The organism is Ravibacter arvi (genome assembly GCF_039540405.1).
Taxonomy (GTDB): domain Bacteria; phylum Bacteroidota; class Bacteroidia; order Cytophagales; family Spirosomataceae; genus Ravibacter; species Ravibacter arvi.
In genome coordinates this window covers 615,631-639,324 of record NZ_BAABEY010000036.1, presented here as the reverse complement: position 1 = coordinate 639,324, position 23,694 = coordinate 615,631, and the positions used below count along the sequence as shown (strand labels likewise).

At 51.4% G+C, this 23,694-nt stretch carries 15 protein-coding genes; 9 read left to right on the top strand and 6 right to left on the bottom strand.

Annotation, left to right across the window (positions count from 1 at the left end):
* The first annotated feature begins 84 nt into the window (after positions 1 to 84).
* A complete protein-coding gene (locus ABD852_RS22300) occupies positions 85 to 1,197 on the top strand; it encodes an acyltransferase family protein (protein WP_345032948.1) in 1,113 nt (370 codons plus the stop codon).
* A gap of 3 nt (positions 1,198 to 1,200) precedes the next feature.
* On the opposite strand, the gene ABD852_RS22295 is transcribed toward ABD852_RS22300, so the two are convergent.
* Both ABD852_RS22295 and ABD852_RS22290 read right to left on the bottom strand, forming a co-directional pair.
* On the bottom strand, positions 1,201 to 1,992 hold the full coding sequence (locus ABD852_RS22295; RefSeq protein WP_345032946.1) for a polysaccharide deacetylase family protein: 792 nt from the start codon (positions 1,990 to 1,992) through the stop codon (positions 1,201 to 1,203).
* The gene (locus ABD852_RS22290; RefSeq protein WP_345032945.1) at positions 1,992 to 3,719 is read right to left on the bottom strand and encodes a hypothetical protein; all 1,728 of its coding nucleotides are present in this window, start codon (positions 3,717 to 3,719) and stop codon (positions 1,992 to 1,994) included. The genes ABD852_RS22295 and ABD852_RS22290 overlap by 1 nt, the downstream gene beginning before the upstream one ends.
* A gap of 197 nt (positions 3,720 to 3,916) precedes the next feature.
* On the opposite strand from ABD852_RS22290, the gene metG reads away from it, so the two are divergent.
* Positions 3,917 to 5,980, top strand: a complete 2,064-nt coding sequence (gene metG / locus ABD852_RS22285; RefSeq protein WP_345032944.1) for a methionine--tRNA ligase — start codon at positions 3,917 to 3,919, stop codon at positions 5,978 to 5,980.
* An 11-nt stretch (positions 5,981 to 5,991) separates the two neighbouring features.
* Here the strand turns inward: metG and ABD852_RS22280 are convergent, their stop codons facing one another.
* The 4 genes from ABD852_RS22280 to ABD852_RS22265 form a co-directional block, all read right to left on the bottom strand.
* Positions 5,992 to 7,872, bottom strand: coding sequence for an OmpA family protein (locus tag ABD852_RS22280; RefSeq protein WP_345032943.1), 1,881 nt, complete (start codon positions 7,870 to 7,872; stop codon positions 5,992 to 5,994).
* A gap of 170 nt (positions 7,873 to 8,042) precedes the next feature.
* Positions 8,043 to 8,585, bottom strand: coding sequence for an LOG family protein (locus tag ABD852_RS22275; RefSeq protein WP_345032941.1), 543 nt, complete (start codon positions 8,583 to 8,585; stop codon positions 8,043 to 8,045).
* 66 nt (positions 8,586 to 8,651) lie between these two features.
* On the bottom strand, positions 8,652 to 9,581 hold the full coding sequence (locus tag ABD852_RS22270) for a helix-turn-helix domain-containing protein (RefSeq protein WP_345032940.1): 930 nt from the start codon (positions 9,579 to 9,581) through the stop codon (positions 8,652 to 8,654).
* A 184-nt stretch (positions 9,582 to 9,765) separates the two neighbouring features.
* Positions 9,766 to 10,929 (bottom strand): acyl-CoA dehydrogenase, encoded by a 1,164-nt coding sequence (locus ABD852_RS22265; RefSeq protein WP_345032938.1) that lies wholly within the window; start codon positions 10,927 to 10,929, stop codon positions 9,766 to 9,768.
* A gap of 254 nt (positions 10,930 to 11,183) precedes the next feature.
* Between ABD852_RS22265 and ABD852_RS22260 the strand changes: the two genes are divergently transcribed.
* From ABD852_RS22260 to ABD852_RS22230, 7 genes are all read left to right on the top strand, one after another.
* Positions 11,184 to 12,455, top strand: coding sequence for a hypothetical protein (locus tag ABD852_RS22260; protein WP_345032937.1), 1,272 nt, complete (start codon positions 11,184 to 11,186; stop codon positions 12,453 to 12,455).
* Entirely contained in the window at positions 12,452 to 13,684 is a 1,233-nt protein-coding gene (locus ABD852_RS22255; RefSeq protein WP_345032936.1) for a hypothetical protein, read from the top strand. Before ABD852_RS22260 ends, ABD852_RS22255 begins: the two co-directional genes overlap by 4 nt.
* 147 nt (positions 13,685 to 13,831) lie before the next feature.
* Positions 13,832 to 14,908 (top strand): NAD-dependent epimerase/dehydratase family protein, encoded by a 1,077-nt coding sequence (locus ABD852_RS22250; RefSeq protein WP_345032935.1) that lies wholly within the window; start codon positions 13,832 to 13,834, stop codon positions 14,906 to 14,908.
* A gap of 8 nt (positions 14,909 to 14,916) precedes the next feature.
* Positions 14,917 to 16,530: a hypothetical protein gene (locus ABD852_RS22245; RefSeq protein WP_345032934.1), complete on the top strand. Its 1,614-nt coding sequence runs from the start codon at positions 14,917 to 14,919 to the stop codon at positions 16,528 to 16,530.
* 69 nt (positions 16,531 to 16,599) lie between these two features.
* Positions 16,600 to 18,696, top strand: a complete 2,097-nt coding sequence (locus ABD852_RS22240; RefSeq protein ID WP_345032932.1) for a S46 family peptidase — start codon at positions 16,600 to 16,602, stop codon at positions 18,694 to 18,696.
* 313 nt (positions 18,697 to 19,009) lie between these two features.
* Positions 19,010 to 22,171 (top strand): SusC/RagA family TonB-linked outer membrane protein, encoded by a 3,162-nt coding sequence (locus ABD852_RS22235; protein WP_345033166.1) that lies wholly within the window; start codon positions 19,010 to 19,012, stop codon positions 22,169 to 22,171.
* A 17-nt stretch (positions 22,172 to 22,188) separates the two neighbouring features.
* Complete coding sequence (locus tag ABD852_RS22230; RefSeq protein WP_345032931.1) at positions 22,189 to 23,661, top strand: RagB/SusD family nutrient uptake outer membrane protein; 1,473 nt, start codon at positions 22,189 to 22,191, stop codon at positions 23,659 to 23,661.
* Positions 23,662 to 23,694: the final 33 nt, after the last annotated feature.

Sequence of the window (23,694 nt, the reverse complement as noted above, 5' to 3'; positions counted from 1 at the left end):
TAATGGTACCAGGAGGTCAATCACACCTTAAGGCTTCGGTTTTATGGATGGTTGCTGTTATTTTTGCCCGGTAAAACAGTTTGAATGTCCCAAAAACGCTTTTTCCCCAACCTGAACGGCGTCCGCTTTATCGCCGCGTTCATGGTGCTGATTCATCATATAGAACAGGCTAAGCACGCGCTGGATATGCCCAATATTTACCATTGGGCCACTATACAACATATGGGAAGGCTTGGGGTCGGGCTTTTTTTTGTTCTGAGCGGATTCCTGATCACCTACCTCCTGCTCCAGGAAAAAAGTCGTCACGGACAGATTGCCGCGGGGAGTTTTTACTTGCGACGGGCGTTCCGCATCTGGCCTATCTATTTTATTGTAATCCTGTCGTCGTACTTTATTTTTCCCCGGGTTCCGCTGCTGGAGTATCCGGGTGCGGTAGAAAATGTCACCAACCATTACTGGGAGCGACTATCCTTTCTCCTGCTGATCCTTCCCAATTTTGCTTTTGTGCTGTATGATCTTCCTTACTGGTGCGCCCAGGCGTGGTCCATCGGTGTTGAGGAGCAGTTCTATTATTTGTGGCCGTGGCTGTTCAAATACCCGAAACGCAAATGGGTAATTGTCCTTTTTTTCTTCGCAGTCACAGCGCTGGTATTGTGGGCGGGTCTTTACTTTCTTGAAATTCCTCCAGAAAAAAAGGTTGAAAAACTGGTTACCTTCCTGGGTCAGTTCCGGCTCCAGGTGATGGCTTTCGGCGGGCTGCTGGCCTGGGTAGTTTTTCACAACAAAACGAAGATCACCAATTTCCTGTTCCGCCGCGACGTTCAATACGCCGTCTATGCATTTACCATTGCCTTCTACCTTTCGGGGGTACATTTTTTCGGCTTCATGGAGTTGTATGCGCTTCTTTTCGGGTTCTTCATCATCAACGTTTCCTGTAACCCGGCTACCGTTATCCACCTGGAGCACAAATGGGTTAGCTACCTGGGCAGGATCTCGTACGGGCTTTACCTCTACCATGTAATAGCGGTTGTGGCTACCATCAACCTGCTCGCTTCGTTCGAAATCAAGTCGGTTTTACTGCACAATATCCTGATTTACTCGCTTTCCATTGCCGGCACCATTCTGATCTGCGTTCTTTCTTACGAATACCTGGAAAAGCCGCTGCTGGCGTACAAAGACAAAAAGTTCGGCAGATAACGTTTACTGCAGCTCCGACATGGTATAGAAGTGAAGCCCGCGGGCATGAGCTTCCTGTAAAATATACCTGAGGAAATCTACCCGGAACCCGTACTGCTCGGGCGCCGGATTTTCCGGCAGCGGCTGATGTCCGAAGAGCATCAGCACTTTCCCTTCTGTCTTTGCTTTTTCCAATGCAGAACTCATCTCATCCTCCGACAGTTCAGTTTCGCGATCGATTTGCAGGGCAAAAAGCGTACTGCGGTGATCGAAATCGTAGTAAATATGCGGCATCCAGGCGGGCGGGATGTGGTACAGCCGGATTCCTCCCAGGTAGCGCTCTGCTTTAGACACCTCCCGGAGGGTCACAAAACCGTTGGCAAACAACACCGAATCAGAACGGCCCGAGCGTGTGCCGCCGGGGTGAGCATATGTGGTAGGGTTAAATCCTTTCTTCCGAAGGAAATCGAGACCGGGCCGGATTTCTATGCCGAGGTACCCGTCGGGGCCGTGGTCGGCCACCAGTTCCCGGGCGTTGCCATGAACGGTCCCGTGAAACCCGATCTCATGGCCATCTGATGCCAGATCGCGGAGCATGGACAATTCTATGTCTGACAGGGTGTCACCGGTAATGTAAAACGTCACCCGCGCCTGGTATTCATTCAGGAGGGGCCTCAGGTTGTGCCAATCCGCAATGAAGCGGTCATCAAATGAAATGGCAATGCCGGCCTTCTCCGTTTGGACGCTGCTCTGCCGGCATGCCCCGCAGCAAAGTACCGCCAGGAGTATCCACAACCAATAGCGGGAACGGCTCATCAGGGTCCTGTACTTGGTTTTACGACGCTCTTGTATACCCGGAGCGGCGCGCCGTCATTGCCACCGAATTCCTTTAGCGGCGTCAGGCCCTCCAGCTCGTCGTCAGTTACCAGGTAAGTATAGTGACCGTTCCGGAATCGTTCATCGGCCTCCGCTTGCGGCACGCCGTGATAAAGCAAGGTATTGTTCTCAACGGCAAGGTCAATATCGAAGCGCTTTCGTTTTTCGTCTTCTCCGTATTTTTGAAGCAGCCGGTATTGCAGTCCGAACAGCTCTTCATCTTCAAAGGCGAAGGCTGCGGCCGCCATGGGCATTTCCTTTGCAGTGATTCCGCCCTGTGAAATGGTGTTAAGCCCCATGAGGTAATTTAATTTTCTGACCCTGTTTTCAATATTATCCGCCGCCGAGATCTGCCGCTGAAGCGCGGCGTTATTCGGCGGGATAAACAAACCCACATCAATATTTGCCAGGATACTCGCATCTGCGGGAAGCTCCTTTATTACCCAGTTAACCGCGGCTTGTACATTGGTTTTTCGCCGCACCCACGAATGGTAGGAAACCACCGCGACCACCTCGCCCAAAACAATCAGGCCGGCAACAGCCCAGCCCAGGTACCGGTATTTTCTTCCCGCCATCTCCACCACGGAAGCCAGGCCTAACCCAATCAGGAGCAGGTTGATGAGCGCGCCGGGCAGCACATGCGGATCGTATATTTTCGAAGATTTGAGCACCAGGAAAAGGAAAAACAGCCAATTTCCGATCATCACGAAGTAAATCGCTTTCTTTTCCTTTACCAGCCTGGTTATCCCCAGCAAGGTAAGCAGGAGTGCCAGGTAACCGGCTGGGCTTTCAAAATAACTCGCGATAAATCCCCGGTTAAAAAAAGTTTCCATGGGCGCATCGTTTACTTTGGCCATAATTCCGCCGAAAAAGGCCTTGGAGACAATCAGCGGATCGGAAAGGACGAAGGGGCAAAAAGCCAGGAATGAAACCGTAAACACCCCTATGGAAACCTGCAAACGGCTCCACCGGGCCGTGTCGGACAGCAGCCAGATGCTGCACCAGAAGAAGGGAGCCATGAACATAAAAATCAGCCGCTCCGCCACCACGATCCCGAAGAGCAGCGACAGCACCCATACATCCTTCCAGGCGAGCCGCTCTGAAAAAACCAAACGGCATAAAATGTGCAGAAAAAAAACAGCGGAAATTGCTTCCGGCCTCAGTACTACCCCGTTGTTCCAGAGCAGGTGGGTGGAAATCAGCACGAGGATGATCCAGAAACGGCTCTGATCCGTCAACAATACGTTGGTCTTTCGCATCAGCCACCTGATCGTCCACAACATCACCGTCAACACGATCAGCAATTGCACGGCCCTTCCGGCCAGGATATAAGCTTCCCGATCAAACAGGTAGTCGTACGCAGTCCGGTCCATTACCACAAAGGCGTCCAGGAACCCTTTCAGTTCGGACAGGTGTGCGGCCACCTGGTACAGCAGCGACAGGCCGAAGATACCGGCATACATCAATACGCTCGGCGAGGCAGGCCAGTCCAGGATTCTCGGGGTAATGCCGTACCAGAGGAAGACGCCCGAATCTGTCACGAAGGTTTCATCAAATGTATAGTAGGATAAAAAAGGGGGCTTCACGACGCTCATAAAAAACACGTAAAGCCACAGGGCGGCAAAAAGGGCGTAGAGAAATGTGGACCGGAGCTTATTTCCTCCCATAAGATCTTATTAGTAATTATCGCTTGAGCAAATCCGCCTTCATGTGTAGACAAAAGTAGCAAATTTGTTATTGAGAGCCGGCCGGCGGAAGCAAAACTCCACTTTACCTTCATGAAAGCAGGTACTTCCGGCGCGCCCGGCCCGCTTTTTTTTTCCTAACTTTACGCCCTGTTAATTGTTATGCAACCATCGCGCAAATGCCTGCTTTGAAAAATCCAAAAAGATATACCGTTACCGCCGCGCTTATTTATGCAAACGGACCGATCCATATCGGACACCTCGCCGGATGCTATATTCCGGCGGATATTTATGTCAGATACCTGCGTTCAACCGGCGCCGAAGTTTCGTTCATCAGCGGAACCGACGAGCACGGCGTTCCGATTACCCTGAGAGCCAAAAAAGAGGGATTAACGCCCCAGCAGGTGGTAGACAAATACTATGACCAGATCAGGGATGCCTTTCACGAATTGGGCATATCCTTCGACATTTATTCCCGTACCAGCCGTGAAATTCACCACCAGACTTCGCAAGAACTGTTCACGACGCTCTATGAAAAAGGCGCGTTTGACGAGGAAGTCACCGAGCAATATTATGACGAAGTTGCAGGCCAGTTTCTGGCAGACCGTTACATTGTAGGCACCTGCCCGACCTGTCAAAACCCTGATGCCTACGGCGACCAGTGCGAGCGTTGCGGTTCGACCCTCAGCCCCCGCGAGCTTGGCAACCCGAAATCCATGCTCTCAGGCGCTAAACCCGTACTGAAGGCTACAAAAAACTGGTACCTTCCACTCGACAGGCTGCAGCCGAAGGTAGAGGAATTTATCAATAGCCACCCGGAATGGAAAACGAATGTAATGGGGCAGTGCCAATCCTGGTTAAAAGAAGGGTTAAAACCCCGGGCCATGACGCGTGACCTGGATTGGGGAATAAAGGTTCCCCTCCCCGATACCGACGGTAAGGTCTTATATGTGTGGTTCGAAGCCCCCATCGGGTATATTTCGGCGACTAAAGACTGGTTGATCCAAAAGAACGGAGACGACAGCGGCTGGGAAAACTGGTGGAAAGACCGCGAAACCAAATTGGTCCATTTCATCGGAAAGGACAATATCGTTTTCCATTGTATCATATTCCCGGCCACGCTGATGGAAGAAGGCAGCTATATTCTTCCCGACAACGTACCGGCCAATGAATTCATGAACCTGGAGGGAGACAAAATTTCAACGTCCAGGAACTGGGCGGTGTGGCTGCACGAATACCTCCGCGCCCTGCCCGGCAAGCAGGATGTGCTTCGCTATGTACTCACGGCGAACAGCCCTGAAACCAAGGACAGTGAATTTACCTGGAACGATTTTCAGACCCGGAACAACAGCGAGTTGGTGGGGATTTACGGGAATTTCGTCAACCGGGTTAGCGTTCTTATCCAGAAATTCTTCGAAGGAAAGGTCCCCGTAGCCGGTGTCGGCGAACCGGCAGACGCCGAGGTGCTCAGGGAGCTGGCAGCCTTCCCCGAAAGAATAGGAAACGCGATAGAAAGTTATCGCTTCAGGGAAGCAACCAGTCTGATCATGGATCTCGCCAGGCTGGGAAACAAATACCTGGCCGACACGCAACCCTGGCATGTGATCAAAACCGACCCTGGGCGAGTAGGGACTATCCTCAATATTGCCGCCCAGATTACCGGCGCGCTGGCCATTGTTTCCGAACCGGTATTGCCTTTTACCGCCGAAAAGATCAACCGGCAGTTTGGGCTTACGGGCACAAAATGGGCCGATGCCGGCAAACTCGACCTGGTTACGGCCGGGACGGTTCTTGCGGAAGGCGGATTGCTTTTTGAAAAAATAGAGGATTCGGTAATTGAAACGCAGATTGCAAAGTTGCATGAAGCCAGGGCGCAAAACTTACTGGCCGGAAAAGTTGTGCCTGCGGTAAAAGAAGACATACAATTTGACGATTTCTCGAAACTGGATATACGCGTCGTTACCATCCTGGAAGCAGAGGCAGTCCCCAAGAGCAAAAAGCTGCTGAAACTGAAGGTAGATCTCGGAATCGAAACGAGAACCGTTCTCAGCGGTATTTCGGAGCATTTTGCCCCGGAAAACATTGTGGGGAAAAGAGTCCTCTACCTGGCCAATCTCGCACCGCGGAAAATGATGGGCATGGAAAGCCAGGGGATGATCTTAATGGCGGAAGACAGGGACGGAAGCCTCACCTTCCTGTCACCTGAAAAAGGTTCTATCTGGAACGGGGGAGTGGTTAGCTAGCCCCCCGTTCCTTATTTCTGTATAATCGTAAATTCTACCCGCCGGTTGGCCTGGCGCCCTTCTGCAGTTTCATTGCCTGCCACGGGCTTGCTTTCGCCGTAGCCGACACTTGTTACCCGGTCAGCCGCTATCCCGTTTTGTAACAGGTATGCCTTCACGGCATTGGAGCGGCCCTGCGATAACTTCAGGTTGGTCGACTCACTGCCTTCGTTATCCGTATGCCCGCCAAGTTCTACCCGCATGGTAGGGTGCTCTTTCATGGTTTGAACCATCTGATCCAACTCCATTTTAGATTCTCCCCTCAACCGGGCACTGGCCGTTTCAAAAAAGATATTGTTCAGACGTACCACGCCGCCCACTTCTATCGCCACCACCTTCAGCGTTTTGTCAACTTCCTGGTAAGACCGGTTTTGAGTAGTATCAACGGCGGCTGTCTTGCCGTCTCCGGCACCTGTTTTATCCGCATTACCGGCCGGTACCGGCTGCTCCCGCGGCTTGCTCACCGAATCCAGCTTCGCAATGCGCCCGTCGCCGTTTGTATCGCCACGGGTACTGTCCTGGCCTGCTTTGCCGGCAGGGTTCGCGGCTACCACAACCGGCGGTGCGGCACTGGCCGACGAATCGGGTAGTTCCGGTGTCCGGCTGCTCAACAGCAAATCTTTTTTCCTGGCTGAAGCCACCCCGGCATCCGTCAGGTCTATTAACTCCGATTCCGCCACGAAGTTGGGCGCTACGGGTCGCATGGTATACTTGGCGCCGTATGGCAATGTAAACTTATAGGCCCCTGTTTCGGGATCTGTGGTAGCAGTTCCGGCCTCTCTGCCGCTGGGAAACTCATTAAAGACGATCATAGCCTCCACGGGCTTTCCGGTTTTGCTGTCCAGCACCCTGCCCGAAAGCATCGTAACCGGATCCGGCCGGGTCAGGTCCTTCTGTTCGGCAATGACCGGCTGCCCGGTCGCCGCACCGGTTGAATCGGGAGCTTTGGGCTTTTGCAGGGACAACCTGAAGACGTCGCCTTTTTTTGTGCTTCCCGCATTATTGCTTGACCAGTAAGCGTAATCGCCGGCCGCAGCTACGGTATAGTATCCTTCAAACCCGGGAGTATTTACGGAAGGCCCCAGGTTAACCGGCTTTGTCCATTTTCTCCAGGAGGCATCGAGGCGCCTCGAAGAATAAATATCGTTACCCCCTAATCCGCCCGGGCGGTCGCTTGAGAAATACAAGGTAAGTCCGTCCGCGGCGAGGAATGGAGTGGTTTCCATGTGTCCGGGAGTATTCAGGTCGGGTCCGAGGCTCTGGGGCTTGCTCCATTTCCCATCCTTATCTTTGAAACTTACGTAGAGGTCATCGTTACGGCCTTTCTTTTTGTCGCTGAACGACATGACAAGGGTTTTTCCGTCGTTGGATAAAAATCCGCAGTCGAATTCACCTTTGCTCATTTTTTCATAATCGGGTATTTCAATCGTTTCAGGGACGCTCCAGGTTCTCCTGACCTTTTTGCTGACCGAAAAACCACGGGTTTGATAGACGCCTTTTACGTAGGACCCTTTCAGAAGAATCGTATTCCCGTCGGGGGTGATGCTGTAAATCGAATTGTACACGTCTTTGTTAACAATGTTGGGCATGCGGACAGCATTGGTCCACTTGTTGTTGCGAAACTCGGTGTACCAGATGTCCTGGCTTCCGTTCTCGCCGTTGGCGTTTTGCGGGTGGCTGATTCTCGAGAAATAGAGCGTCTTTCCGTCCGGTGCAATCACCGGGCCTATTTCATTATAATCCGAGTTCACCGCTTCTCCGAGGAGTTCCGGCTGGTTGGCCGACTGCCCCTTTACCAACCCGAAACCGGCCCCCATCCATATCACCAAAAGCGCCGTTGCGTTGCGTATCATCAATTGCTTATGTGTTTAAATTGGGAAGTCGGAAATCGGAGGTCCGAAATCGGCCCGTCCGGGCAGCTGACCTCCGGTCTTCACTTCCTGATTTCCCATTCCCGATTTCTAATTTCTGATTTCCGACTTCCGATTTCTGATCTCCGACTCCCGATCTCCCCCCTTCCCTGTTAACGAACAAATTTATCCATTTGCATCAACAAACCTTCCAAATTATCATCGACCCTGATCAAATCGCGGTTTTCGGATCGCAAAAACTGTTCTTCCCGCGCCCTGTCCAAGTGGGCGAGCAGCAGGTCATAGAACCCGTTTACATTCAATATCCCCACGGGTCCGTTAAATATCCTGAGCTGGGACCAGGCGAGCACTTCAAACAACTCATCGAGTGTGCCGTAGCCGCCGGGCAGAACGAGAATTCCTTCAGACAGTGCCACCATCTTGGCCTTTCGCTGGTGCATCGTTTCTACCACATGGATTTCCGAGAGGCCGGGGTGCATTAATTCCAGCTTGCTCAGGAAGTCGGGGATAACCCCCACAACGCTTCCGCCGTTTTCCAGGGCGGCATCGGCAACTTTTCCCATTAAGCCGGCTGTGCTTCCGCCGTAGATCACGCGGACGTTGCGCTGCGCCAGCGTCTTCCCCACGTCATACGCCACCTGCGTATACAACGGCGCGCCAAAACTTGAAGCGCAATAAACAGCAATCGATTTCATCCAGAGGTGTTAAAAAAAAGAGTACACTTTCATGTACCCTTTCTCAGTCAAATTATGTATCGCGTTTTAAACATTCATCAGCGACTCGCGGCGGCGCATTTTGCCTGCCGGAATCCCGAACATCATTTTAAAACGACGGCAGAAATAGGCTGTGTCCTTATAACCCACCTCAGAGCCGATGGCCCGGATGCTTTTCTTCGAGGTTCGCAGCAGGTCTACCGCCTTTTCCATGCGCTGGTATTCGATATAATCCTGGGGATTAATCTGAGTCAGCATTTTAAAGTATTGTCCTACGTAATCCTCGGAAACGTTGGCAACATTGGCCAGTACCTTATTAGACAAATCACCGCCCAGGTTGTCTTTGATATAGGCAAAGATATCGATGAGGCGCGGGTCTTTGAAATAGGTACTATTGGTTACAAGCTGCTCAACAAAGAGCTTGTTTTCCAGGATGTACCTGATGATTTCAATTACGACCTCTTCAGTTTTGATTTTAATGATACGCCCCTTTCCGGCAGTATCGGTCATATCCTCGCTCAGGATCTGGTTGATGGTCTGGGCAATGTTCTCGCTGTACTTGATTACGAAAGGAGGTATGTCCAGCGAGGTAAAAAAGTTCACCGTATCAAATACTTTCGCTTCGAACGAGATCAACCCGAAAGAGTTGCTGAGGGTACCAATCTGGCTCGGCTCATTAATCGCCTGGAAATAAACATCGCGGTTGGTCATGAACTCCTCGTTGCTTACCGGCTTGGCCAGCGCCTTGTTTCCGTACGTCACCGTCGCATGCTTCCCTCCAGGAATAAACAGCATGTCTCCCTTATCGATCTTAACCGGTTCCTCGTCGCCAAAAGACACTTCACCATCATACAAAATGGTCAGTGAATTCTGTACGTCATAGAAATTTCTAATCGTAATGGGCTGAAGTATCTGGATGTTACGAGCTCTCACAAATTTTACTCCGAGGGACTCTATGATCTTATTATAATCTTCCATGTTCTTAACCGTTGGCTGAAAGTAACAAACAGTATTACAAAATTAATTAAATTTGTACAAAACTAATAAATTGTACAAAACCAATACAACTCTTGGTTTAAAAAAAATTGATTTTTTTTTGTTTTCTACCTGAACCAGGGAATAAAGTTCCGGCCAAAGCCCAATAAAATATCAAATAACTCCATCAAATTAACGCTCTGGCGATCACCAGGTTCTGAATTTCGGAGGTACCCTCGTAAATCTGCGTAATTTTGGCGTCTCGCATCATCCTTTCGACATGGTATTCTTTTACGTATCCGTACCCGCCATGGATCTGCACGGCTTCGGTAGTTACCCACATGGCAGTTTCCGATGCAAATAATTTCGCCATCGCGGCTTCTTTCACGAAATCCTTTCCCTGGTCCTTCAAAACTGCGGCCTTCAGAATGAGCAGCCTTGCCGCTTCTATGCGCATGGCCATCTCAGAAAGTTTGAACTGGATGGCCTGGTGTTCGAAGATCGTTTTCCCGAAGGCCTTACGCTGCCGGGCATAATCGAGGGCGCGCTCAAAAGCGCCCGATGCGATACCCAATGCCTGCGCCGCAATACCGATCCTGCCGCCGTTGAGTGTACTCATGGCCAGTTTAAAACCAAACCCGTCTTCCCCGATACGGTTTTCTTTCGGCACCTTTACGTCCGAAAACATCAACGAATGCGTATCTGAAGCCCGGATCCCCATTTTATTTTCCTTCCGGCCAACCGAAAACCCAGGCCACCCTTTTTCCACGAGCAGGCAATTGATCCCGTGGTGCTTTTTTTCTTCGTGGGTCTGGGCTATTACCAGGCAAACCCCGGAGGTATTGCCGTTGGTGATCCAGTTTTTGGTGCCATTAAGGAGATAATGATCGCCGAAGTCCTTTGCGGTTGTCTGCTGCGAGGTGGCATCAGACCCTGCTTCCGGCTCGGATAGACAGAAAGCGCCGATGATTTCGCCACCGGTAAGGCGGCTCAGGTACTTTTCTTTCTGCGCCTGAGATCCATACTTTTCGATTCCCCAGCACACAAGCGAATTATTGACCGACATAATCACCGCTGCGGATGCATCTATTTTGGCAATTTCTTCCATTGCCAGCACATACGAAACCGTGTCCAGGCCTCCGCCGCCAAATTCAGGAGATGCCATCATTCCCAGAAAACCCATTTCCCCCATTTTTTTCAGCAGTTCACGATCGAAAGTCTGGGTTTCATCCCTTTCTATAACCCCGGGCAAAAGATAGGTCCGGGCAAAATCGCGCGCTGCATCCCTTACCGCCAGCTGCTCGTCTGAAAAATCAAAGACAGGTCCTTGGTTCGCTTGATTGGAAGTCATAACTAAAGCATTTTCCTAATTCGATCTAAAAATAGTTCCATCAAAAATATAGGTCTTTGGCTGGATGTGCAACTCGGCGGCCGGCAACCGGAAGCTATAAAGCGCGGTTTGAATCACTTCCCCGATAACAAATACCCTTCCGGCATTCAAACGAACCATTATATTTGTGGCAGTAAAGTAATCTGCGCATCTCCGAGCTCTATTTTTCAGCTTGCATAAGTTCGGATATGAAATGTCATTGATACGCCAGCGAAATGCCCATCATTACGGTCTTTTATATCAAATTGCTCCTGAGCGCCGCACTTACCACCGCGATATTTCTGGCGCTTTGGCAATCCCGGTATTTTGAAAAATGGCAGAAGGAAAGCGACGTACTCGTCTTCTGGACCGGGTTTATTCTCCTCAGGCTACTCCCGTGGATCGGTATTTTTGTACTGCTCAATTTCGAGCCCAGGGGGGACGTCCCGTTTTTTTTCTACAAAGCGGAACATGCCAAAGCCGGGGATTTCGTTTACCGCGACTTCTGGTCCTATCACGCACCGCTGTACCCTTACCTGATCAGTATTCCCCTCTGGTTCTGGCACAATACACGCGCCATTGTGCTGCTGATGGTCGTTATGGAGGCTGTGATCTTGTGGTACACCTACCGGACTTACAAGCCTGTCAAAAAAAATGCCCTTTTGCTGGCCTTCCTGTACCTGCTCCTTCCGGCATCTTTCATGTATATTATGATTGACGGCCAGGAAGAAATCTGGTTCTGGGGGATCGGCCTGCTGATGTGGCGCTATCTGCGCGCCCACCGCGAAAATTATGAAACAGGCCTGGGACTTTGGTTTGCCCTCGCCCTGGTAACCCTCAAGGTTACTTTCATTTTCCTGCTGCCTGCCATTCTGCTGGTTGTAAAAAAACCGGTCAGAATGTTGCTGAGCATGGCAGCCATAGGGCTTCCCGTAGTCGGCTTTCTCTATTTTACGATAGGAGATTTGTTCCTGATGCCCATCCGTCATACGGAACAGCTCATGACGCCGAATTTGTTTTCGATTACGAGGCCTTTGACCGAATTTTTTGTTCATATAGACGCTACCAATTCGACCTTTGTCAACTGGGTCGGGTTGTTTTTCACGGTTCTCCTGCCCTGCCTGGCTGCGTGGAAATCACGAGAACGGCACCTGGCCGAAACCCTGCCAGGTCTTTTTATCCTTTCTTATTGCGGCATGATGATTTTTCAGGCCAGTGCACCGGGCGCCTATGTGATCGCATTCCTGGTCGTGGTGGTGTTCGAACTCGTAGAGGTGACCCAATGGACCGACATTTTTGTCGTTACGGCGCTCGGCTGGCTGACGGTTATTCAACCGTTTGTAAACGTCTACATCGGGCAGCCGGATTACCTCACATTCTCCATGTTCGCCGAGCCCCGGCATTTGCTTGACATCAGTCTGCAAATTGCCAATGTGCTGTGCTTTGTCTGGATTGTAGTGAAGGCCTGGAAACGGGTGGTACACCCGCAAACTTTCTCGCCGGTATGAATGTAATTGCGGCCAAGATTGCAATCTGCCTGTTGTGTTTTGCCTTCCTGGGATTGGCATTGTTCCAGAAAAAGCGCATTGCAGCGCTTGCGGAGGGCCTGAGCGCACCGGTCTGGGTGGGCCTGCTTTGCTTTTTCTTCCGGCTGATACCCTTTTCAATTGTCTTTCTGGCGCTCGGCATCCACCCTACTTCCGATGTAAACGGGTTTTGGCAGATGGCCACACAGGCCGCAGAAGGAAAGCTTGTATACCGTGATTTCTGGTCGCCCTACTCCCCGTTCTACTCGTACCTGCTTGCAGTGGGCGCCTGGCTATGGCCCAACCCCCGCGTGGTGGTGCTTACGATGATCATCCTGGAGGCCGTCGCTGTCCTAGCCTCTCTCTCCTATTTTAAGAAAATCATACCGCGGTCCGAGCTTTTCTTCCGGGCGCTTCTTTACTTTTTACTGCCGGGATCGCTGATTCTCTGTGTCATTGGCGCCCAGGAGGATATCTGGATCTGGATGTTTTTTGTACTGGCACTGCTGGTCCGGCGGAAAACAGGCAGTACAGTGGCATATGCCCTTATACTGGCGCTGGGTATACTCACCACGAAAGTGATTTTTGTCTTGTTCCTGGTACCGCTTTTCCTCATCGAAAAGAACAAAATCGGGTTCCTGTGGCCGCTTGCGCTGGTGGGCACAGCCAGCCTCGCCATTCTTTACGCCACCACCGGTACGGAATTCCTTCAACCCATCGGGGAGGCCGATACGCTCCGGGCGCCTAACCTGGTCTCCGTGCTGAACCCGTGGATGTTCAACCACCTGGGAATGGGAAAAGGCTTCTGGAACTGGATTGGATTGCTGGCCACCGTTCTCTCCGGATGCCTCGTCGCGCTGGACCGGCGGAGCGAACCATTCGAGGTTCATGCCGCCAGGATCTTTATAACGTTGTACGCGACGCTCATGATCGTGCAGCAAAGCGCCTACAGCAACTACCTGTTTATTTTCCTGTTGCCGCTTACCCTGGCCTTCCTGGATTTTGGAAACCGGAAAGTAGTGCTTCTGTTTTTCCTTTACAACGTGGTATGTACCATTCACCCCTCCTACTGGTGGCGGGCGGGAATGCCCAAATATTATCAACCGGCCGATGTATTTTCCGGTTCGACGGCACTGATTGACTATTCCCTGCAACTTACTATTATTATACTGACGCTTTATTTTATCCGGGTAAAAAGATTTGAAGGGTGAGGGATGAGGCGTGAGAGGCCTGTTGTCGTTCAAAAGAATCGCGGGAAATGATTATGATTTAGTATCTTAAATTCCGTAAATTGCGCCGGTATTTGAATTGAACTCATTCACACTGAGCCACCCATACAAATAAATAAAATCCAATTTATGAACATCGCGTTAGTTACCGGATCTGCGGGTCTAATAGGGAGTGAATCTGCCGCTTTTCTGTCAGACAAGTTTGATCTCGTTGTAGGCATCGATAATAACCTCCGTCAATATTTCTTCGGCAAAGACGGAAATACTGAATGGAACCGGAATCGCCTGGAAGAATCGCTTCCGAACTACAAACACTACTCTGTCGACATCAGGGAAGCCTCGCAGCTGGAGCCGATTTTCAAGGAATACGGTTCGGATATAAAGATCATTGTTCATACCGCCGCCCAACCCAGCCACGACTGGGCAGCCAAGGAGCCGTTCACTGATTTTGGCGTCAACGCGACCGGCACGCTGAATCTGCTCGAGATGACGCGCCTCCATGCACCGGAAGCGGTATTCATCTTTACTTCAACCAATAAGGTTTACGGTGACAACCCGAATTACCTGCCGTTGGTAGAACTGGAAACCCGCTGGGAAATTGACGAAAGTCATCCCTACTTCAAAGACGGTATCGACGAGAAGCACAGCATTGACCATACCAAGCATTCGGTATTCGGTGCATCGAAAGTGGCTGCCGATATCATGGTCCAGGAATACGGCCGCTATTTCGGCCTGAAAACCGGCATTTTCCGCGGCGGCTGTCTCACCGGCCCCAACCATTCGGGAGCGCAGCTTCACGGCTTCCTGGCTTACCTGATGAAGTGTGCCATTACCGGCAACCACTACACTATCTTCGGTTACAAAGGCAAACAGGTGAGGGACAATATCCATAGCCACGACCTGGTAAACATGTTCTGGCATTTTTATCAAAACCCGCGCCCTGGTGAAGTTTACAACGCCGGCGGCGGAAGGTTTGCCAATTGTTCCATGCTGGAGGCCATCACACTTTGTGAAAAAATTACCGGCAACAAAATGAACTTCTCCTATTCCGAAACCAACCGGATAGGCGATCATATCTGGTACATCAGCGATCTTAATAAATTCAAGAGCCACTATCCCGGCTGGAACTGGGAGTATGGCCTGGAAGAAACCCTGGTACAGATTCATGATGGTATCGCGTCCCGCCTTGCCGGAAGTGCTATCTGATCCAAGCCATGACCATAGGCTTTGACACATTCCCCCTTATTTACCAGTTGCTGACATTAGTCGCGGCGGTAAGTTTGGGGGGATGGCTTTTTATGGCAAAATCTGCCGGTTTTTCCGGGAACCGGTTTCTCTTTTTGGCTTCCTGCCTGCTTTTTGTCCTCCGGTTACCGGTACTGGTTTACAACCGGGAACTCAACGTAGACGAAAGCCAGATGCTTGCTCAAGCCATGACACTGGCCGTTGACCCCGTATACTGGCGATCAGTAGACGGCACTACGGGTGGTCCGCTTTCCTCCTATTTTCTCTCCATAGTCGGGATGCTGACGGGCCGGTACGATTATATGACCGCACACCTAGGCGCCTTTCTGCTGGTACTGATTACGCTGTTTTTTCTTTTCAAAGCTCTAAAAAACTGGTTTGATCCCTACCGGGCAGCACTTGGATTATTCCCGGTCGTTCTGTTTTACGGTTTTACCAGGACCCCCGATTTTGTTCATTACAGCAGTGAACATTTCCCGATTGCGCTGCTGGCCGCATGCGTTTGGCTGGTATCAGGCGATTTTGTGAGCGATCGTTCGGCAAAAGCAAAAATGTTTGCCCTGGGCGTGCTGCTCACACTGGTGCCATTCGGAAAAATCCAGGCTGTTCCGCTAGCGGCAGGAATAGGTCTGTATGCGCTCATCCGGCTCGCCACGCTCCGCTACCGGGGCGCGCTCGCGGCCCTGTTCGGAGGGGTCGCAGCTGCGTGTGCGTCCGCCCTGCTGTTGTTCTTTGCCGGCGGCGTCCTGAATGACTTTTTCACCTTTTATATCAAAGGGAACTTTCAATACAAAAACGACACCACGCTTTTTGACAACCTGCGCTTCCAGTTTAGCGAGGCACACCGGGCTACCGATCTGCTTATACTAGTAGTCCCGCTTGTCATCTGGCCGGTGCTGACGGTACCGGGAAACCGGAAGGTTCCGCGAAACCGTTCGGTATGGTGGCTCGGCATTGGCCTGTTGGTCATGAGCTTTGTAGCGATTTTGCGTACCGGTTCGGGTTATACACACTATCTGTTGTTCCTGGTCCTGCCTTTCAGCCTCCTGCTGACTTCGTTGACAGGCCCTGGTATCAGCCCGGCCAACACCCGGATGCGGTTGATTTTCCCGCCGTTGCTGGGCGTAGCATTGGCTGTGGGCGTTTTTTGGAGGCAGCACGGCGTCCTTAACAGCTTTGTTTCCGGCCCGGGCCTGAACCGTGGCCTTCCGTTCACGGCAACGGGTATGGAGGCCGCACGGTTCCTCAACAAAGGAGAATATATGGTGGTTTGGGGGTGGAATTGCCAATATTATGTCGAGTGCCAGGCCCCGCAGGGCGTTGCCGAAAACCACAGCATCCGTTCCGCCTTTAAACACCCTATGCAGGAGACCTACCGCGACCGCTATCTCAGGGACCTGGAGCGGACACGCCCCGCTGTGTTGATTGATGCGGTCGGCCCCAACAGCCTGTGGCTGCAGGATACACTGACGCAATCCTATCGCTCTTTCCCGGAATTGGCCGATTACGTCGACAAAAACTACACGCTGATCGGTAGACCCGGCAGCGACCGATTGTTTGTCCGAAACGATTTACGACCTTAGCCGAACTATTACACAACAATTGCAGAAGCATATTATCTCAAAAGCATTTTACCAATACCTGAACAATCTATGATCAGACATAAACGCTCCTTGTTCATTGCCGGCTGTTTTTCCCTTTTAGGGATATACCCGGCATTTTCTCAACAGGCCGAACTTGATACAGTAAAAGCCCGGCGGTTTGATATGGGGAAGATGTGGACCTTTGAAAATCCGCCTGTTGAGTATCTCAAGGAAACTTACCAGCTGACTACGGACAAGGCATGGTTTGAAAAGGCGCAACTAGCCGCCTTACGGTTCTCTACCTATTGTTCAGCTTCATTTGTCTCTGCCGACGGCCTGGTAATGACCAACCACCACTGCGCACGGGAGTCAGGTACCGCCGTTCAGAAAAAGGACGAAGATTTCAGCGCACATGGCTTTTATGCAACCAAGCTGGGCGACGAAAGGAAAGTCCCCGAACTGTTTGTAGACCAGCTGGTCAGGATTGAAGACATAACCGCCCGCGTGCAGGACATTGAAAAACAGGGCGCGGATGACTACGAAAAACTGACCCTTCGGGATCAGGGCCTGGAAAACATTGTAAAAGAATACGGCGAAAAGCCCGAATGGAAAGGCCTGGAGATACAGGCGGTAACACTGTACAGCGGTGGAAAATTTTCGCTTTATGGCTTCAGGCGTTATAACGACGTCAGGCTGGTTTTCATGCCTGAGCTGGACCTGGGGTTCTTCGGCGGGGATCCCGACAATTTCACCTACCCCCGCTATAACCTGGACGTTTCCTTCTTCCGGGTGTATGATGACGCGGGAAAACCGCTAAAAACCACTCATTATTTTAAATTCAACCCGGATGGCGCCAAAGAAAACGAGCCGGTATTCGTGATCGGGAACCCGGGCACCACCGGTCGTCTTCAAACGATTGAGGAACTGGAAATGGAACGGGATTACAAACTTCCTTACCTGATCCAGGTGCTTGAAAACCGGAAAGCGGTATTGGAAGCCTACAATGAAAAGGCCAAAAGCGACAGCATTGCCAATGAAGTTTTCAGCTTTGAAAACAGCGTCAAGTCCTTCAGCGGACAGTTGAAGGGAATGCGTGACCCCTACCTGATGGCAAGGAAAAGAGCTTTTGAAAACGATTTTAAAACCAAGGTGAGAAATGACGCCAAGCTGTCGGCCGAATATTCCATCTGGGATCAGATCTCTGAAAGCGTGAAGGTCCTCCGGGGAGCGCAGCACGAACTGATGCTTTTCCAGACCAACCCGTTGTTCAGAGGCGAGATGCTTACTTTGGCGCAGCAATTGGTTGACTATGCGGCCATTTCGAAAACAAATCCGCAGAGAGCGGCAACACTGAAAGAGATGCTCCGCGCTTTTACACCCAAATCAATGGAGATTGAGTCAGGCTACCTGGCTGCACACCTGGAAGAAGCGCTCAGCCTGCTCGGCCCGACCGATATTTACCTGCGGTACGCCCTGGATGAAAAATCTCCGGACGAAGCGGCAGAATGGATGCTGTCCCAGTCAAAATTGAAAGACAGCACCTACGTACAAAAACTGATTGACGGCGGTGAGACCGCCCTGGAGGCCTCTGAAGATCCGTTTATACAGCTGGCACTTATTGCGCAGCCCCGCTACATGAAATCAGTCTTTGCTGCACGCGATGCCTATATGAAGCTTGAGCTTCTCCAGGGCCGGCTTGGCAGGTTGATTTTTGATGCCTACGGCACGGCAATTCCCCCTGACGCTACCATGTCATTGCGCATCAGCGACGGCGTTGTAAAGCCGGTGGAGTACAACGGGACCAAAGCGCCTGCCAACACCACCTACTACGGTCTTTATGACCGCTTTTTGTCGCACAAAGGGACTTATCCCTGGTCGCTCCCCGAGAAATGGAAAAATCCGCCGGCGGAATTACTTCGTGAACCTGTCAATTTTATTTCCACCAATGACATCGTAGGCGGAAATTCCGGCTCCCCGCTGGTTAACAGCAAGCTGGAAGCAGTAGGCCTGGCTTTTGACGGAAATATGGAAAGCCTTACCGGCTACTTTATTTTCGCACCTGATACCGGCAACAGAACAGTTTCGGTTCACACCGGAGGGATCGTCGCTGCGCTCAAATATATCTACAAGACAAAGCGCCTGACCGAAGAGCTGCTGGCGCGGTAATATTCCTGCACTTTTTAGGAGGGCACCAAAATCCCCCGATACTTAGCCGGAATGGCTGAGCGTCGGGGGATTTTTTATTGCCGGTCCCGGTCCGTTGCGCCTGTCTGCTGGAAAAAACTGAGGCCCACAGGGTTACCTATACGCCACACCCGAAGAAAAGCATTGAAAATATATACAATAGTAGAGGAAGCAGGCCCCGTTGAAAATTAGTTTTGTACACTTAAAAATTTATAAAATCAAATAAACCCTGACAATGGAAAAAGAAACTCTACCATGTTCATACTGGAGGAGACAACTGTTTTTTCTTCCAGTGATGTGTTTTTTGGTAAATGCCGCCTTCGCTCAATCAAGGACCCTTACCGGGAAAGTACTTGATGACAGCGATCAGGCATTGCCGGGCGTCAATATCCAGGTAAAAGGGACCACCACCGGGACCGCAACGGATGTAAATGGCGCGTACTCTATTTCGGTGGGCTCCGCCGATGACGTACTGGTCTTTTCCTTTATCGGCTACAAAAGCCGGGAGATACAGGTAGGAAACAGAACTGAGATTAACCTGAAGCTTGAAGCCGATGTCGCCTCACTGAGAGAAATCGTAGTAGTGGGGTACGGTACCCAACGGCGGGATGCCGTAACCACATCGATTACCAAGCTCGATGAAAAAGTACTGGAAAACGTACCCTTCTCCAATGTGGCGTCGGCCATGCAGGGTGCGCTGTCGGGCGTAAGGGTGCAGAGTACTTCCGGACAGCCGGGAGCGGCACCCAGGGTTATTGTGCGGGGCGGAACCTCTATCAACAATCCGAACGGAGCCTCCCCGTTGTATATTGTCGACGGCATTATAAGGACCAATCTCGACAACCTGTCGGCAAACGATATAGAAAGCCTCCAGGTATTGAAAGACGCGGCTTCGACGGCCATATACGGCGCGCGCGGATCAAACGGCGTTGTAATTGTTACCACCAAATCCGGCAAGGCAGGCAGGACCCAGGTGACCTACTCCTTTAATCATACTACTTCCAAAGTGGGCAAAATGTATGACCTGGTCAATGCTAGGCAGTACCTGGAGCTCAACCGCGGAAGCGCCGTCAAGGAGCCCGACAAAACCAGGGCCGGCGCCGTTCAGCGTCTCTCGCTGCCGATGGGATACGGGACCGGTAACGACCTCACCAACAACACGGCCTTCTCGCTGCAATATTTAACCCCTGAAAACGAATACAAGCTGCAGGAAGGCTGGCAGAGTATGCCCGATCCCGCCGATCCATCCAAAACACTCCTGTTTGCCGACAACGATTTCCAGGCGCTCAATTACCAGACGGGAATTTCTCAAAATCATCACCTGAGCGTTTCCGGCGGTACCGAAAAAGCCACCTTTCATGCCGGTTTGGGCTACCTCGACGATGTCGGAACGGTCATCACTACCGGCTACAAAAGGTTGAGCTTCGAGCTGAACGGGGACTTAAAAGTCCGCGACAACCTGAAATTCTTCGGGCGTGTCATTTATTCCAATTCACAGCAGCGCAACTCTGCCTTCAGTACTGCCATCACTTTCTACCGGTCGGCCGGGTTGGCCCCCACCGGAAAGCTCTATTTTGAAGACGGGACGCTTGCCCCCGGAACGAATAACGGAATCGGCAATCCGCTGTACCAGATGAAAACCATGGTCAATAGAAACAGCCTGGATAACCTTACTATCGCTGCGGGCGGCAGTTGGGAAATATTGCCGGGGCTCAGTTTTGACCCGCAGGTTTCCCTTTTCAATACTTCCAATGACGGCTATAGCTTCCAGCCCGCCTTCTGGAACGGCCCGGCCTCTTTTGTAACCACACGCAATGCCAGCGCAAGCAACTCAAGGTGGCGCCAATACCAGGCCGATGCCGTATTGTCGTATAAAAAATCAATCTCGGATCAACATAATTTTGATGTAAAGGCGGGCCTTTCCTACTTTTCCAGGCAACAAGCCAGCTTAAGCGCCGCCGGCAGGGGGGCTTCCACCGATCTCATCCCTACGCTGAATGCCGCCGGAGAACCGACCTCCGTCAATAGCAGTATTTCCGACCAGGTCATAGTCGGGTATTTTGGGAGAATTAACTACGATTTCCGGGAGAAGTACCTGCTCTCGGTCAACGCCCGTTATGATGGTGCGTCCAACCTTGGAAACAATTATAGATGGGGATTTTTCCCCGGAGTGTCGGCCGGATGGAATCTGCACAATGAAGAATTCTGGACTTCTCTCCCGAAAATGCTCAGCACGCTGAAACTGAGGACGAGCTACGGTGTGAACGGTAATATCAGCGGTTTGTCCGACTTCCAGGCCCAGGGGGCTTACAGTGTGGGCGCAAGGTACAATGGGCAGGCCGCCATACAGAATACCGTGCTCCCCAACCCGGACCTGAAGTGGGAGCAGTCCAAAACGTTTGATGTAGGCCTTGACGCCGGATTATTCGGCAACCGGGTCTCCGTGCTGTTTGATTATTTCAGGCGCCGCACCGACAACCTGATTACAAGCCTCTCACTACCCCGGTCTACCGGCTTTGCCAGCATCCTAACCAACCTGGGCAGTCTTGAAAATAAAGGGGTTGAGCTGGAAATCAGCGCCAGGCTATTACCCGTAAGCGCTCCCTGGCAGTGGCAAGCGTCGCTCAATGCATCCCGGATCAGGAACAAAATCCTGAAGCTGCCGGACAACGGAACGCCCGGAAACCGCGTGGGCGGAGACCTGGTCTGGGACGGAGCCGCCGGCGACTATGTCTGGAAGGGCGGCCTGCAGGAAGGCGGGAACATAGGCGACATGTATAGCCTTAGGCAGGAAGCGATCTATGCCACTGACGAAGACGCTGCCAAAGGCCCCGTTTATACTTATATAGTAGGCGCCGATAAAACGCAGTACGGGGGTGACGTGAGATTCCATGACGCAGACGGAAACGGAAGCATCGACAGCCGCGACCAGGTATACATGGGAAATACCTATCCGCTTTGGACCGGGGGCTTTAGCAATACCCTGTCATACAGGGGTTTCAGCCTCTACGTCAGAATGGACTATACCACCGGGCATACCATCTTTAACTACGGCAAACTGTTCCTGGACATGAACGGCTATTCGGACGGCAGCTTTACCAAAGACAAATATGACAATTCGTGGAAGAACCCCGGTGATATCGCCACGCAGTCACGCTACTACTGGGGCGGAGAAAGAACACAGCGCAATAATTTCTTCGGTGTAAGCGACAGGGGAAATTCTATTTTTTACCAGAAAGGAGATTTCCTGTGCCTGCGTGAATTGACGCTCAGCTATTCCGTGCCTTCCGAGTTTTTGAAAAAAATCAGGATCAGCGGCCTCAGGCTGAGTGCCACCGGCAGCAACCTGCATTATTTTACAGGCTATGATGGTTTGAACCCTGAGGAAGGCGGAAGGGATGACGGGCGTTACCCAATGCCCAAAAGCTACATTTTTGGCGCAAGCATTTCATTCTAAATTAAACGCTGACCACCATGAAACTCACTCATATATATTTTATTGGTGCCGTGCTGACCGGCCTCAGCATGTCATGCTCGGACTCGCTGAATGTTGACCCGACCAGCGTAATTACAACCAATTCCTTCTGGAAAACGGAAGACGACGCCAAAGGCGCTCTCGTCGGGATGTACATCGACCTGAGAGGCATCTCGGAAGCACTTTTTACAACCGGCGATCAGAGAAGCGAAATCTACACAGGCGGAGTTTACGGCGGGGGTACCTATACCCTGTTCAACAACGCCATGACCCCTGACGTACCGGGACATGCCGACTGGTCGGCCTATTACCGCGTAATCAATACCGCCAACCTGCTTCTTAAGTATGTACCGGGCATTACATTCAGATCCGAGAGCGAAAAAAACAATATCCTGGCGCAGGCCTATGCCATGCGGGCCTACGTTTATTTTTCAATGGCAAAAACCTGGGGTGACCTGGTAATCCGTACCGAACCGACCGAAAATGCCGATCCGGGCAAAACGCAAAAACCAAGGTCTCCGGTTGTCGAGGTATTTAAGCTCGTCAAGGACGATATTGAGAAAGCTTTGCAGCTGTTTCCCGACAACCGCTTCCCGGGCCTGCGAAGCATGTGGTCAAAACCCGCTGCCTATGCGTTCAAAGCGGATGTCTATTTGTGGACCGCGAAAGTGCTGAATGGCGGAAGCGCCGATTTTACTGCCGCCCTCGATGCCTGCGAACAGGTGGCTCTTGCCGACGTTCAGCTTCTGCCTGCCTTTGCCGATATTTTCAGGTATACAAATAAAGGCAACAGGGAAACACTCCTCAATATCCACTATGAAGAACTGGAAGGAGGAAATTACTTCTGGCACATGTGGATCATTGGCTCAGCCGTTCCCACCAATATCAGCCAGAAAGCAAAAGATCTGCTGCTGCCGGTAGGCGGCGGCCAGGGCCTTATGGTCATGTCGGACCTGGTACGAAACCAGTTTACCAATGACGACACCCGCAAGCGGGGAACTTACTTTGATATTTATACCTACAATCCAGGAGGAGACAGTACGTATTATTCCAATGTTTGTCTCAAGGGTACCGGCGTAGTTACCTCCGGCAACCGGATTTTTGCCAGCGACGTAATCCTTTACCGCTATGCCGACGTACTACTGATGAAAGCGGAAGCGAAGAACGGCCTCAACCAGGACCCCTCGGCAGAGATAAACGAAGTGCGCAAAAGAGCATACGGCGCAGCCTTCGCCAATCATGCCTTCGTGAACGGCACACAGCAGGCAAACGATGAGGCCATCCTGCAGGAACGTTTGTTTGAGCTGGCTTTTGAAGGAAAAAGGTGGTGGGACCTGCTGAGGTTCGATAAAGCTTTCGAGCTGGTCCCCACGCTGAAAACACAAAAAGACAAGCAATACCTGAAACTGTTCCCGATCGCCACATCCGTGCTGAGCCTGGAACCCGATGTAAAACAAAACTCCGGCTACTAGACCAATAATCCTGCTACTCTGGCCATGAGCCTT

Coding starts and splice junctions, on each gene's coding strand:
- ABD852_RS22300 (WP_345032948.1), top strand. CDS start 85: ATGTCCCAAAAACGCTTTTTCCCCAACCTGAACGGCGTCCGCTTTATC.
- ABD852_RS22295 (WP_345032946.1), bottom strand. CDS start 1,992: ATGAGCCGTTCCCGCTATTGGTTGTGGATACTCCTGGCGGTACTTTGC.
- ABD852_RS22290 (WP_345032945.1), bottom strand. CDS start 3,719: ATGGGAGGAAATAAGCTCCGGTCCACATTTCTCTACGCCCTTTTTGCC.
- metG (WP_345032944.1), top strand. CDS start 3,917: ATGCCTGCTTTGAAAAATCCAAAAAGATATACCGTTACCGCCGCGCTT.
- ABD852_RS22280 (WP_345032943.1), bottom strand. CDS start 7,872: ATGATACGCAACGCAACGGCGCTTTTGGTGATATGGATGGGGGCCGGT.
- ABD852_RS22275 (WP_345032941.1), bottom strand. CDS start 8,585: ATGAAATCGATTGCTGTTTATTGCGCTTCAAGTTTTGGCGCGCCGTTG.
- ABD852_RS22270 (WP_345032940.1), bottom strand. CDS start 9,581: ATGGAAGATTATAATAAGATCATAGAGTCCCTCGGAGTAAAATTTGTG.
- ABD852_RS22265 (WP_345032938.1), bottom strand. CDS start 10,929: ATGACTTCCAATCAAGCGAACCAAGGACCTGTCTTTGATTTTTCAGAC.
- ABD852_RS22260 (WP_345032937.1), top strand. CDS start 11,184: ATGCCCATCATTACGGTCTTTTATATCAAATTGCTCCTGAGCGCCGCA.
- ABD852_RS22255 (WP_345032936.1), top strand. CDS start 12,452: ATGAATGTAATTGCGGCCAAGATTGCAATCTGCCTGTTGTGTTTTGCC.
- ABD852_RS22250 (WP_345032935.1), top strand. CDS start 13,832: ATGAACATCGCGTTAGTTACCGGATCTGCGGGTCTAATAGGGAGTGAA.
- ABD852_RS22245 (WP_345032934.1), top strand. CDS start 14,917: ATGACCATAGGCTTTGACACATTCCCCCTTATTTACCAGTTGCTGACA.
- ABD852_RS22240 (WP_345032932.1), top strand. CDS start 16,600: ATGATCAGACATAAACGCTCCTTGTTCATTGCCGGCTGTTTTTCCCTT.
- ABD852_RS22235 (WP_345033166.1), top strand. CDS start 19,010: ATGTGTTTTTTGGTAAATGCCGCCTTCGCTCAATCAAGGACCCTTACC.
- ABD852_RS22230 (WP_345032931.1), top strand. CDS start 22,189: ATGAAACTCACTCATATATATTTTATTGGTGCCGTGCTGACCGGCCTC.